The organism is Mesorhizobium sp. M1342, assembly GCF_040317955.1.
Taxonomy (GTDB): domain Bacteria; phylum Pseudomonadota; class Alphaproteobacteria; order Rhizobiales; family Rhizobiaceae; genus Mesorhizobium.
The window spans coordinates 79,635-92,787 of record NZ_JAMYLI010000017.1; the positions used below are offsets into that span (position 1 = coordinate 79,635).

Sequence of the window (13,153 nt, forward strand, 5' to 3'; positions counted from 1 at the left end):
CCGTGAGGCGTCAGCCCAACGTTCGCGTCCAAGCTTCTCTTCCAGGAGGTGGACGCCATGCCGTCAACAACCGCTATCACTGTATCGCAACTGTCCCGGCTCATCGGTCTGCCGGGCGCGCCTGTCATTATCGATGTTCGCATCGATGACGATTTCGACGCCGACCCGCGCCTGTTGCCGGCTTCGTGCCGGCGCGATTTCAAAACCGTTTCGACCTGGGCGGCCGCATTCGCCGGCAAGCCGGTGGCCGTCGTATGCCAGAAGGGGCAAAAGCTCTCGCAAGGCGTCGTTGCATGGCTGCGCCATGAGGGGATATCAGCCGAATCCCTTGAAAGCGGGTTTGAGGCCTGGCGCGATGCCGGGGGACTTCTGGTCCGCACCGCCAAAATGCCGCCGCGCAATGAAAAGGGCGCCACCGTCTGGGTGACGCGATCGCGCCCGAAGGTCGACCGCATCGCTTGCCCATGGCTGATCCGGCGTTTCCTCGACCCCGACGCGGTGTTCCTGTTTGTCGAGCCCGCTGAAGTATTGGCTGTTGCCGACCGCTTTCAGGCCGTGCCGTTCGACATCGACAATGTGTTCTGGAGCCATCGTGGCGAACGCTGCACCTTCGACACGATGATCGAGGAGTTCGGGTTGGAATCCGAGGCGCTCGATCGCCTCGCCGTAATCGTGCGCGCGGCCGACACCGCAAGCCTCGACTTGGTGCCCCAGGCGGCCGGTTTTCTGGCTGCCTCGCTGGGTCTGTCGCGTATGTACCGCGACGATCTGGAACAACTGGAAGCAGGCATGCTGCTCTACGACGCGTTCTTCCGCTGGTGTCGCGACGCCACCGAAGAAACGCACAACTGGCCCGCTGCGGGTAAGCCGTCATGACCATTCTTGTCCCCGACAACAAGGCGGTGGCCGTCGAGCCGCCGGCTGCGCCGACCTTCGCGGAAGCCACGAAGGTCTGGGCGAGGATCGGATTGCTCAGCTTCGGCGGACCTGCCGGGCAGATCGCGCTGATGCACAAGGAGCTGGTCGAGGACCGGCGCTGGATCGGTGAACAGCGCTTCCTGCATGCGTTGAACTACTGCATGTTGCTGCCTGGCCCGGAAGCCCAGCAACTCGCCATCTATGTCGGCTGGCTGCTGCACAGGACGATCGGCGGCCTTGTCGCCGGCATCCTGTTCGTCGTGCCGGGCGCGCTGGTCATGCTCGTCTTGAGCAGCCTTTACATGCTCTACGGCGACATGCCACTCGTCGCGGCGCTGTTTTTCGGGGTGAAGGCGGCGGTGCTTGCCATCGTCATCGAGGCGGTGATCCGGATCGGACGGCGCGCCCTCAAGAACCGGGTCATGGTGTCGATCGCGGTCGCGGCGTTCATCGCCATCTATGCGTTGAATGTGCCGTTTCCGCTCATCGTCTTGTTCGCCGGCCTGACGGGATGGCTGGGGGATCGCATTGCTCCCGGCCTGTTTTCCGGCTCGGCCCATGGCAAGGACGATGTTGCCGACTTCAAGGGAGCGGTCGACCTGATGTTCGAACGCGGCGAACTCGCCCATGTCAAACCGACCAAATGGCATGCGCCGCGCACCGTCGCCATCTGGCTGCCGCTCTGGCTCGGGCCTGTTCTTTTGATCTGGTGGTTCACCGGCTCTGCAAGCGTCTGGACCGAGATAGGCCGGTTCTTCAGTCTCATGGCTGTCGTCACCTTCGGTGGCGCCTATGCGGTGCTTGCCTATGTCGCGCAGGCAGCCGTCCAGTCCTTCGGCTGGCTGGCCCCTGGTGAAATGGTTGATGGCCTTGGGCTTGCCGAAACGACGCCGGGGCCGCTCATCCTGGTGCTGCAGTTCGTCGGCTTCATCGCCGCGTTCCGCCACTCCGGCTCGCTGGACCCGTTGCTTGCCGGATCGCTGGGGGCGTTGCTCACCCTGTGGGTGACGTTCACGCCCTGCTTTTTCTGGATATTCCTCGGGGCGCCCTACATCGAGGCGTTGCGCGGCAACAAAGCACTGTCGGCCGCACTGGGCGCGATCACCGCCGCAATTGTCGGGGTGATTATGAATCTGGCCCTATGGTTTGGCTTGCACGTCATCTTCCGTGAGGTGCATGCGACGGGTCTTGGCATGAATGTGCCGGTGCTTTCGTCGATCGACTGGCGTGCGGCCTTGCTTTCGGGTGCCGCCATGATCGCCATCCTGAAGCTGAAGATCGGCATGCTGCCGACACTCGCGCTATCCGCCCTTGCAGGGGTCTTGCTGGCGGCGGCTGGTTAGATAGCACCGCCTTTGTAATTCGCTTGCCCACCACCTAAGTGGGCTGGAACGGAAGGAAACATCATGGCCGGACGGCGCTCTTCCCTCGGCTTCCTCGGAATGTTCGGCCGCTCGGGCGACTTGAGGCAGCTCGACGATGCATTGCGCGGCGCGGATCTGCATCCAGCCCTTGTGCCGGAGGGCGTGAAGCTTACCCTGGTCAATCTCATGAAGGATCGCTGGCCCGACGAGCCGCCACGGGGTACCTATGCGTCGGTGGCACAATTATGCAGCTATTGCATCGCGGGTCCCGAAACCTTCGAGCAAGCCAATGGCCATCAGCGGACGCTGGAAGCCGAGCGCCGCATCGAGGCGGCGCTTGAAACCGGCGACAGCCTCGACGCGCAGATCGTGCTGATGACACTGCATGCCAAGCTCATCAACCCCGAAGTCGTCGACCGATACGGGCTCAGCGCGGAATGACGCGAAAGGCAAGATCTGCCTGATCCTCCTAAGGCAGCCGAACCGTTCAGGCCCGGCTGATCTCCTCGAGATACCAGCCGATGTAGCGCAGTTCGTTGTATTCCATCGGCGCGATAGGTCCGGGCACGAAATAGTGCGAGCGCACGCCGCGCGCGGTGTGCTCGATGATCTTCTTGTCTTCGTCGGTGGTGACCTTCCATAGCCAGGTCAGCTTCTCCAGATCGTAATCCTGACCCTCGACCGCGTCGCCGCGCACCAGCCAGATCAGTTCCATCTCGCATGTACCAGCCGTTTTCGGGATGAATCGGTAGATCATGCCGTGATCGGGATAGCAGACGAGAAAGGTCGTGCCGCCGAGATGGATGGAAGTGACGCCACCGTCATAGTCGGTGAAGCGGCCCATCAGCGGGGCCACCGGAGAGCCGTCCTGGCTGCCGCTCGAAACGCCGTCATAGAGCGCGTAGCGGAAGGTGTCGATTGCTTCCTGACCGGCCGCCGAGTTCTGCCAGCGGTTGGCGCTGCCGATCTCGATGCCGAGCGCGCAGGTGCGCTGCTCCATCGCCGCATTGAGCTGCTCGATCATCTCGGCCGGTTTTTCCAGCGCATGCGTCTGCGAATATTCCGGATGCGCCGGTCCGCAATGGTAGCATTCGACATAGTTCTCGACGGCGAGCTTCCAGTTGGCGTCGAGCGGATAGGACTGACGATACGCCACCTTGGCGTCGCCCCAGCCATATTGGCCGCAACTCGTGCGCAGCGACTGTTCGATCGGATCGAAATCGAGCGGCGTCTCGGCGAAGGAAATGAAGACCAGCCCGGAGGCGACGCGGACATGAAGCTTCTTCAGCCCGTGCGCCGAGCGGTCGAAATCCTTCGGCATCAGGCGGGCAGCGCGCAATGAGCCGTCATTGGAATAGCTCCAGGCGTGGTAGGGGCACACGAACATCTTCGCGTTGCCCTTTTCCTTGGTGCAGACCTCGGCGCCGCGGTGGCGGCAGACATTGAGCATGGCATGCACGGTGCCATCCATGCCGCGTGTCAGGATGACCGCCTCGTCGCCCAGTTTGAACAACTCGAAATCGCCCGGGTTCGCGATGACGCTGGCATGGGCCAGGCAGTGCCAGTGGCGGCGAAAGACACGTTCCATGTCGCGCTCGAAGATTGCCTGGTCATGATAGAAGGCACGCACCAGGCCGTGACCTGGCCGATGAGATGCCACCAGCCGATCGATCGCGTCGCCGTCTGTGTGGGCTTGCTGGATAGGATGCACACTCATTTGTCGTTCTGCCCGATGGTTGATCCTGGGTGGTGGCTGCATGGCTGCACGAACTCGTCTCCGGTCAGCCGCCCATTTGCGTGCGCGGCAGGTGGATCAGGTTGCCGAAACGGGCACGCAATCTGTCGTCGACCTGTTTTGGCACATGGCGCGGAAATCGTTCGGCAAGAATGCGTTTCTTCTCGGTGATCGCACGCAGCAATATATCAGGCCGGCCCTTTTCGTTCCATTCCTTCGGCGAGGAACGATCGCCGAGGGCGGGATAGAAGTGCTCGGTCTGCATCAGCTTGAGCGTTTGTTCGTTGTCGAGATAGTGGCCCGGACCCTTGAGGCAGACCTCGGCGATGCTGTCGATCGACAGGGCCTCGTCGGTCACGTCGATGCCACGCGCGCAGCCCAGGCAATGACCGAGCATGTCGTTGTCGATGACCAGGCTCTCCAGGCAGAAGCCGAGCAGCGAGGCATGCATGCCGGCCGCCTCGTAGACGAGGTTGAGGCCGGAGAGGCCGGCCATCACATTGGTGATGCCTTTTTCGTAGCCGGACTGAATATCGGGCAATTTCGAATCAGTCATGCCGGCGGCGGAGCCGCCGGGCAGGTCGTAGAATTGCGCCATCTGGGCACAGGCCGCCGTTGCCACCGACTGCTCGGCCGACCCGCCCGCCATGGCGCCGGTGCGCAGGTCCGACATGAACGGCCAGGCGCCGAAGATCGCCGGATGGCCGGGCTTGAGCGCGTTGACATAGACCAGGCCGGCCAGCACTTCGGCCACCGCCTGCACGACGGCGCCGGCCATCGCCGCGGGTGCCGTGGTGCCGGACTGGCCGGTCGACAGCAGCAGGATCGGGATGCCGCCTTCAACGCAGGCCTCAAGCACGCCGCAGGCATCCTCGGCGAATTTCATCGGCGGCACGACGAATGAGTTGGAGTTGGAAACGAATGGCCGGGCGCGGAAATTCTCCTCGCCGCCGGCGATGGCGTACAGCATTTCAAGCGCAGGCTTCACGTTCTCACGCACGGTGAAGGATGTTCCGACGTGCTTCGATGTTCCCATCACACAGGCATAAAGCGTGTTGAAATCCATCTCGAGCGGATCGGCGATGTCGCGCGCCACCATCGGCCGCTGGAAGAAATGGATGTTGTCCAGCCCATCGACGATGCGGGCGGCATCATAAATATCCTGCAGCTTGGACTCGCGGTACTCGCGCTTTTCGATATCCACCAGGTGCACGGCGATGCCTGCCGTGCCGTAGTGCACGCGCTTGCCCTGGACCACCATGTCGTGCCTGGGGGCCTGGCCATGAAGTGTGAAATGTCGTGCCGCCCGCTTGATGGTGTCGAGCACGAGCGCGCGCGGAAAGCGGACCCGGCCATCGTCGCCATGGACCGCCCCCACCTTGGTCAGTACCTTTATGCAGGAAGGAATGGCGTTGGCGAAACCCACTGTCTCCAGAAGCGTCAGCACGCCTTCGTGGATACGCTCGCGGTCATCCCCGCGCAGCGGCCCGTAGCCGCCGCCCTCGATGGCCTTGTGCTGTGGTCTGGTATCCTCCACTAGGGGAGATGATCGCATGGCATGTCCTGTTTCGCGAAGACCGGAGCGTTGTGGACGACGGTTCGCCGGCGTGTCCTGCTGTTCGACAGCCACTGGCATGGAAGCACTCCACCTTCGTCGGCAGGAACTCGTGGCGGTTGGTCCACCATCGGCCTGCTTCTTCCCCTGACGCCGACTATGCCGCCGGCACTGGCCCATCCTATGGGCCAGCTGGCCCAGTTCCATGTGCCAGAACTAAAATACCGGAGCCGCTGCGAGCGGCTCCGGTCACGAGAGATCAACGATGGATCAGGCGGCTGCGGGTCTGCGTCCGGCGGCCGTGGCCAGTTCGCGAATGCCTGGCTCGATGTGCTGCAGTGCGATCGACGAGATGCCCAGCCGCATGAAACGCGAAGGCTTTTCAGTGCGATCGAAGAAACGGTCGCCTGGCTCGATGATGACGCTGCGCGAGGCCGCTGCCTCGGCCAGCCCGCGCGAATCGGTGCCGCGCGGCCCTTCGAGCCACAGCGACGTGCCGCCGGCCGAATCGGTCGAGCGCCATTCCGGCAGGAAGGCGGAAATCGCATGGACCAGCCGCTTGCGCCGTTCGTCGAAGGCCGACGACAGCCGCCGCACCAGCGCCTCGTGGTGGCCGAGCGACAGGAACAGCGCGACGGCGCGCTGGTTGTTCGCCGGCGGATGACGCAGCATGAAGCGGCGCAGCGCCCTGAGTTCCGCGACCAGTCCCGCGGACGCCACGATGTAGCCGAGCCGCAGGCCGGGAGCCAGCGTCTTGGACATCGAGCCGACATAGACCACGCGGCCGGAGCGATCGAGGCTCTTCAGCGCTTGCTGCGGTGCCTCGTCGAGAAGCTGGCTGTCATAGCCATCCTCGATGATGATCTGGTTGTAGCGGTTGGCTCGCGCCAGAAGATCCTGCCGCCGCTCAGCCGACAACGGCACCATGGTCGGGCAATGATGGCTGGGCGTGACGAAGACGAAGCCGGAATCATTGGGAATAGAAGCGGTTACGATGCCGGACTGGTCGACCGGCACCGGCTGTATCTCCGCGCCCGCAAGGCGGAAGATCGAGCGGGCGTCGGGGTAGCCGGGGTCCTCCATCGCCACCTTGGAGCCTTTGGACATCAGCAGCGTCGCCAGCATGTAGAGCGCGTTCTGGGCGCCCAACGTGACGATGATCTCGTCGGGATTGGCGAAGATGCCGCGCCGGGGCAGGAGCCGCGCCTGGATCTGCTCGATCAGCAGCGGATCGTCACGGTCGACCATGTCGGACGCCCAGTTGCGGATTTCCAACACCGCCAGCGCCATGCGGTTGCACTCGCGCCATTCGGCGGTAGGGAACAGCGCCGGATCGAACTGGCCGTAGACGAAGGGGTAGGACGACTTGATCCAGTTCTCGTGCTTGGCCGGCGGCGGCATGTCGCTGGCGAAGATCTTGCGGCGTGCCTTCCAGTCGATCTCGTTGGCCTGGTCGGGCGCCTTCTGGTGCGGCTTGGCCGGTGTCGCCAGCACATCGGGATTGACGAAATGTCCACGCCGCTCGCGCGCCACCAGGAAACCCTGGTCGACGAGCTGCTGGAACGCCAGCACCACGGTTCCGCGCGCCACGCCAAGTTTTTCGGCCAGGATCCGGCAGGAAGGAAGCGGCATCGAAGCGGCGATCTGGCGGTCCAGAATGGCGGCCACGATGGCTTGGCGGATCTGCGCTTGCAGGGTTTGGCCGGATTCAGCCGAAATCCGGAACAGGCCGGACCATATCGCCGTGTCGTTTCGCTGTGGCATGGGAGATTTCCTCGATGGCCAGCCTTTTTCGCTTGGCTGGACCAGCCGAACGTAACCGTGGCACAAGGGGTTGCGCCAATCAATTTTTCTGATCGTTGGGATTTATGCCAGTGATCCTTCACGCCATTTTGATGCTGCGCCGCGGCATAGTTGCGTGACTCTGTGCGTCATCGCTGCGCATTGAAACGGGTGGAGTTCGGCCCGATAGATTGTCGCGACGACACGCGCCGGAAACATCCGGTCCGTAATGATGGCTCGAGGTCTCGGAGTTTGGCAGTGGATCAATCGTCCTTTCAAAAACAGCTCGCCGCCTTGCGCGATCACCGCGCTGCAGCGCCCGCCAGCATGCGCCAGGCCTTCGCCGCCGATCCCAAGCGGTTCGTGGAATTCTCCGCCACCGATGGCGATCTGCTGCTCGACTGGTCGAAATGCGCGGTCGATGCGACCGCCATGGAACTGCTGGAAAAGCTCGCCCTGGCCGCCGATCTCGAAGCTCGTCGCGCCGCCATGTTCGCCGGCAAGAAGATCAACGTCACCGAGGACCGTGCCGTGCTGCACACGGCGCTGCGCAACCTGACCGGCAAGGGCGTCACCGTCGATGGCCAGGATGTCAAGGCTGACGTCATCGCCGTGCTCGACGCCATGGGCGCCTTTGCCGATGCCGTGCGCTCCGGCAAGGCGGCCGGCGCCACCGGCAAGAAGATCACCGACATCGTCAACATCGGCATCGGCGGTTCCGATCTCGGCCCGGCCATGGCGACGCTGGCGCTGGCGCCCTATCATGACGGGCCGCGCGCGCATTACGTTTCCAACATCGACGGCGCCCATATCCACGACACGCTGAAGGGGCTGTCCGCCGAGACCACGCTTTTCATCATCGCTTCCAAGACCTTCACCACCGTCGAGACGATGACCAATGCGCAGACGGCGCGCGACTGGGTGCAGAAGGCGCTCGGCAAGGAAGCGGTCGGCAAGCACTTCGCCGCCGTGTCCACTGCGCTCGATCTGGTCGCCAAGTTCGGCATCGCGCCCGATCGCGTCTTCGGCTTCTGGGATTGGGTCGGCGGCCGCTATTCGCTCTGGGGCGCCATCGGCCTGCCGGTGATGATCGCTGTCGGCCCGCGGAATTTTCGCGCCTTCCTCGATGGCGCGCATGAGATGGACGAGCATTTCCGTACCGCACCGGTGCAGGAGAACCTGCCGGCGCTGCTGGGGCTGGTCGGCTGGTGGCATCGCGTCATCTGCGGTTACCCGGCGCGCGCCGTCATCCCTTACGACCAGCGCCTGTCCAGATTGCCCGCCTATCTGCAGCAGCTCGACATGGAATCGAACGGCAAGAGCGTCACCCTCGAAGGCACGGCGGCAACGACGCCGACCGGACCGCTTGTCTGGGGCGAACCCGGCACCAACGGCCAGCATGCCTTCTTCCAGCTGCTGCACCAGGGCACCGATTTCATCCCGGTCGAGTTCCTCGCCGCGGCCGTCGGCCACGAGCCCGATCTCAAGCACCAGCACGATCTGCTGCTCGCCAACTGCCTGGCGCAGTCGGAAGCGCTGATGAAGGGCCGCACGCTGGACGAAGCCCGCGCCCAGATGCTGGCCAAGGGCATGAAGCCGGCCGAGGTCGACAAGATAGCCCCGCACCGCGTCTTCTCCGGCAATCGCCCCTCGGTGACCATCCTTTACCGCAAACTCGACCCGCGCACCTTCGGCCGGCTGATCGCGCTCTACGAGCACCGCGTCTTCGTCGAGGGCACGCTGTTCAACATCAACTCCTTCGACCAGTGGGGCGTCGAACTCGGCAAGGAACTGGCCACCGGCCTTCTGCCTGTCGTAGAGGGCAAGGAAAGTGCCGCCAAGCGGGACGCATCGACCGCAGGCCTTGTGGGATTCATCCACCATTTGCGTGGCTCGGAGTGAAAAGCTTGGCAGACATCAAGGGAATATTGTTCGACAAGGACGGCACGCTTGTCGACTTCAACGCCACCTGGCTCGGCGTTGCCGACTTCATGGCCATGGATGCGTCCGAAGGCGATCGCTGGAAAGCCGACAGGCTGCTGGCCGCCGCCGGCTTCGATTTCGCCAACAAGCGCTTTAAGCCTGACTCGATATTTGCCTCCGGCACCAATCTCGACGTCGTCGAATTGTGGTTTCCGCGCCTCTCCAACGAGGATCAGATGCTGGCGGTCGCCCGCTTCAACGAGATCACCTCGGTGCAAGGCTCGGCGATGGCCGTGGCGCTGCCGGGCATCGTCGACACGCTGACGGCACTGCACAGGAAGTCCTACCGGCTTGGCGTCGCCACCAACGATTCGACCAGCGGCGCGGAAAAGACGCTTGTCACGCTCGGCGTCGCCCAATTGTTCGACGCGGCCTATGGCTACGACGCGGTGGCCAATCCGAAGCCGGCGCCCGACACGATCCTGGCCTTCAGCGATCTCACCGGCCTCAGGCCGGCGGAAATCGCCATGGTCGGCGACAACCGCCACGACCTCGAAATGGCGCGTGCCGGCGGCTGCGGGCTGGCGGTCGGCGTGCTCTCCGGCACCGGAACCCGCGAATCGCTGGCCGGCATTGCCGACGCCATCCTGGATTCCGTTGCCGATCTGCCGGATTTTCTCTCGGCGCGGGTCAAGGAGACGATCTGATCCCGTCGGTAGACGCGGCCGCCTCGTCAGCCTTCGAAGCGAAAGACGCCGCTTGGCTGCAGCGCGCTGTCTTTCGCCTGGCCGAAATCCGGCACCTTATGTTCGGCGAGCAGGCGCAGCCGTGATCGTGGCAGATAGGCGCGGTTAGGATCGCCGACCAGGACCTCGATGCCGGCATTCAGGCAGCGTTCGAAAAAAGGCATGACGCGGTCGGCGACGCCTTGGCTGTAGAAGACATCGCCTGCAAGCACGAGGTCGACGGCCGGCGGCGGACCCCTGGTGATGTCGTCTCCGATCACGGTGATGGCGACACCGTTGGCCGCCGCGTTTAGAGCGAGCGCGGCAACGCCGTTGCGGTCGATCTCTGCGGCGATGACTTCGCGTGCCCCAGCCTTGGCGGCGGCAATGCCGACAAGACCCGAACCGGCGCCGAGGTCGAGCACGCGGCGGCCGGCTACCGTTTGCGGATGATCCAGTATGTGGCGCGCAATCACCGCGCCGCCGGCCCACACATAAGCCCAGTAAGGCGGCTGCGGCTCGGGTCCATCGTTGTCCGCCTCGATCGTGTCGTCATCGTCGCCAGCGCTTTGGTGCGGATCTATGAGCCGTCTCAGGCCACTGGCCGGATGCGGTGTATAAAGCTGGATCTCAGGCACCGACGGCACCGGGGCGAGGCGCATGTTCGTTCTGATGAATTCTGCCGGGTCAGGACGGCAAGGTGCATTTACGGCATCCGCGCCGCCGGCTGCAATCATTCGCGCAGTGCTCGCCGCAGGATCTTGCCGACCGGCGTCTTCGGCAACTCGGTCCTGAATTCTATGTATTTGGGCCGCTTGTAGCCGGTCAGGTTCTCGCGGCAGAAGGCGGTGAGCGTCTCCGCGGTCAGCGCCGGATCCTTCTTGACCACGAACAGTTTCGGCACCTCGCCCGAATGCTCGTCCGGCACGCCGACCGCCGCCACTTCGAGCACGCCCGGATGCATCGCCACGACTTCCTCGAGCTCGTTCGGATAGACATTGAAGCCCGAAACCAGGATCATGTCCTTCTTGCGGTCGACGATCTTGGTGTAGCCGCGCTCGTCCATGAAGCCCATGTCGCCGGATTTGAAGTAGCCATCCTTGGTCATCACCTTGGCGGTCTCATCGGGCCGGTTCCAGTAGCCCGCCATCACTTGCGGTCCTCGGATGCAGACCTCGCCGACCTCGCCGAGCGGCAAATTGTTGCCGTCGTCGTCGCGGATGGCGATCTCGGTCGAGGGCAGCGGCAAGCCGATGGTGCCGGTGAAGTCGCCGGCGGTGAACTTGTTGGCGGTGGCCACCGGCGAGGTTTCCGAGAGGCCGTAGCCTTCGGTGACCGAACAACCGGTCAGCGTCTTCCAGCGTTCGGCGACGCCCTTCTGCACCGCCATGCCGCCGCCCAGCGTCAGCACCAGCGGCTTGAAGTCGAGCTTGCGGAAATCCTCATTGTTGAGCAGCGCGTTGAAAAGCGTGTTGAGGCCGGGAAAGATGTGCACCGGATATTTCTGCAATTCCTTGACGAAGCCGGGAATGTCGCGCGGGTTGGGAATGAGCACATTGCGGGCGCCTTGCTGCATGCCCATCAGCGCGTTCACGGTCAGCGCGAAAATATGATAGAGCGGCAGCGCGCAGATGAAGTTGGGGTGCGCCGGTTTCGGCTTGATCGTGTAGGCATCCTCCATCCACTGCGCGTTCTGCGCAACGTTGGCGAGCACGTTTCTGTGCAGCAGTGTGGCGCCCTTCGACACGCCCGTGGTGCCGCCCGTATATTGCAGGAAGGCGACATCGTCGGCTTCCACCTTGGCCGGCTTGAAGCCCATGCCGGCGCCGGCCTTCATGGCGGCATTGAACTTGACATGGCCGGGCAAGGACCATGCCGGCACCATCTTCTTCACGCGGCGCACGACGAAATTGACGATCGTGCCCTTCAGGCCGCCAAGCATGTCGCCCATCGCGGCGACCACCACATGCTTGACCGTGGTCCTGGCGATCACCGCCTGCAAGGTGTTGGCGAAGTTCTCCAGGATGACGATGGCTTGCGCACCGGAATCCTTCAACTGGTGTTCGAGCTCGCGCGGCGTGTAGAGCGGATTGATGTTCACCACCACATAACCCGCTCGCAAGATCGCCATCATCGCCACCGGATATTGCAGCACGTTCGGCATCATCAGCGCGACGCGCGCGCCTTTCCGCAGGCCTTTCGATTGCAGGTAGGCGCCGAAGGCCGCCGACAGCCGCTCGACATCGGTGTAGCTGATGGACTTGTCCATGCAGGTGAAGGCCGGCTGCGCGGAAAACTGCTTGCAGGCGGCGACGAGGAAATCGCCGATCGAGCTGTAGGGCAGGGCGCCGATCTCGGCCTGCACGTTTTTCGGATAGCTCTTGAGCCACGGCTTTTCCGGCAAGCCGGCGGCCAGCGCCGTCAGCGTTTTCGGCAATCGGTTGGCGGTGGCGTCGGCCGGCCTTGCCGCCGGTGGGGTCTTCATCGCCGCGGCGGCTTTCGATGCCGGCCTGGCAGCGGGCTTTGCCGCCCCCGCTTTATTTCCCGACGCCGTCTTTCCGGCCGCAGCCTTGGCCGGGGCTTTCACCACTGGCCTTGTGCTTGCCCTTACGGGCGCCGCGGCCGCCTTCGGCGTGGCGGCTTTGGAAACGGGTGCTTTCGGCTTGGCAGTACCGGCTGCTTTCGACGGCGCCTTGGCTCCCGCTTTCACCGGCGCCGTCGTCCTTGATGCTTTTGCCAACCGTTCCTCCCTGGACAAGTCTTGTTCATCCGCGCCGCGCTCGCCCCTGAATTGACAAGGACGCCCTCCGCTGCGGCCGCTACACCCTATGTATTGCCTCCGTTGGTGACCGTGCAAGTCTTGCCCTTGCGGCAACATGGCGAAAGATTTGCCGTCGAAAGTCTTTGCCGCCGCCAGCGCTCCCAGGCGGTGTCCTGGCGTATCCCTCGGCCGCTCGGAAGCGCCGGGAACATTTATATCGTCAGCTTGGCGATCAATAAAAAAATTCGGTTGTTAATAATCTCGTGAATGGAAAAAACTGCTAATTTTTTCTGCAATTTGGCAAAATAGCGGATTTTTTTCCTGCTTCCCGCGGGGTAAGCAAACGGGGTGTTCCAAAGCCGGAAAAACGGTGCTTATATGCGCGCTTCG

At 63.4% G+C, this 13,153-nt stretch carries 10 protein-coding genes; 5 read left to right on the forward strand and 5 right to left on the reverse strand.

Annotation, left to right across the window (positions count from 1 at the left end; all coding sequences use genetic code 11):
* Window positions 1-57: 57 nt before the first annotated feature.
* From NKH06_RS18805 to NKH06_RS18815, 3 genes are all read left to right on the forward strand, one after another.
* A complete protein-coding gene (locus NKH06_RS18805) occupies window positions 58-876 on the forward strand; it encodes a chromate resistance protein ChrB domain-containing protein (protein ID WP_127290063.1) in 819 nt (272 codons plus the stop codon).
* Entirely contained in the window at window positions 873-2,261 is a 1,389-nt protein-coding gene (chrA, locus tag NKH06_RS18810) for a chromate efflux transporter (protein ID WP_352439703.1), read from the forward strand. The genes NKH06_RS18805 and chrA overlap by 4 nt, the downstream gene beginning before the upstream one ends.
* A gap of 63 nt (window positions 2,262-2,324) precedes the next feature.
* Window positions 2,325-2,723 carry a hypothetical protein gene (locus NKH06_RS18815; protein ID WP_023811493.1) on the forward strand — a complete coding sequence of 133 codons (399 nt, stop codon included), beginning with the start codon at window positions 2,325-2,327 and terminating at the stop codon, window positions 2,721-2,723.
* 46 nt (window positions 2,724-2,769) lie between these two features.
* On the opposite strand, the gene NKH06_RS18820 is transcribed toward NKH06_RS18815, so the two are convergent.
* The 3 genes from NKH06_RS18820 to pdxR all read right to left on the reverse strand — a co-directional run bounded on the left by NKH06_RS18820 (window position 2,770) and on the right by pdxR (window position 7,336).
* Window positions 2,770-3,999: an aromatic ring-hydroxylating oxygenase subunit alpha gene (locus NKH06_RS18820; RefSeq protein ID WP_023811492.1), complete on the reverse strand. Its 1,230-nt coding sequence runs from the start codon at window positions 3,997-3,999 to the stop codon at window positions 2,770-2,772.
* Between the two features lie 64 nt (window positions 4,000-4,063).
* Entirely contained in the window at window positions 4,064-5,653 is a 1,590-nt protein-coding gene (locus NKH06_RS18825; protein WP_352439702.1) for a trimethylamine methyltransferase family protein, read from the reverse strand.
* Window positions 5,654-5,842: 189 nt separating this feature from the next.
* Window positions 5,843-7,336 carry a MocR-like pyridoxine biosynthesis transcription factor PdxR gene (pdxR, locus tag NKH06_RS18830; RefSeq protein ID WP_352439701.1) on the reverse strand — a complete coding sequence of 498 codons (1,494 nt, stop codon included), beginning with the start codon at window positions 7,334-7,336 and terminating at the stop codon, window positions 5,843-5,845.
* 270 nt (window positions 7,337-7,606) lie between these two features.
* Between pdxR and pgi the strand changes: the two genes are divergently transcribed.
* Both pgi and NKH06_RS18840 read left to right on the forward strand, forming a co-directional pair.
* Window positions 7,607-9,256: a glucose-6-phosphate isomerase gene (pgi, locus tag NKH06_RS18835; protein ID WP_502895826.1), complete on the forward strand. Its 1,650-nt coding sequence runs from the start codon at window positions 7,607-7,609 to the stop codon at window positions 9,254-9,256.
* Window positions 9,257-9,261: 5 nt separating this feature from the next.
* Complete coding sequence (locus NKH06_RS18840; RefSeq protein ID WP_128304850.1) at window positions 9,262-9,984, forward strand: HAD family hydrolase; 723 nt, start codon at window positions 9,262-9,264, stop codon at window positions 9,982-9,984.
* A gap of 26 nt (window positions 9,985-10,010) precedes the next feature.
* Here NKH06_RS18840 and NKH06_RS18845 read toward each other — a convergent pair whose 3' ends face one another.
* Together NKH06_RS18845 and NKH06_RS18850 are read right to left on the reverse strand one after the other, a co-directional pair.
* Window positions 10,011-10,739, reverse strand: a complete 729-nt coding sequence (locus NKH06_RS18845) for a class I SAM-dependent methyltransferase (protein ID WP_352439699.1) — start codon at window positions 10,737-10,739, stop codon at window positions 10,011-10,013.
* Window positions 10,736-12,742: a long-chain fatty acid--CoA ligase gene (locus tag NKH06_RS18850; protein WP_352439698.1), complete on the reverse strand. Its 2,007-nt coding sequence runs from the start codon at window positions 12,740-12,742 to the stop codon at window positions 10,736-10,738. The genes NKH06_RS18845 and NKH06_RS18850 overlap by 4 nt, the downstream gene beginning before the upstream one ends.
* Between the last annotated feature and the right edge of the window lie 411 nt (window positions 12,743-13,153).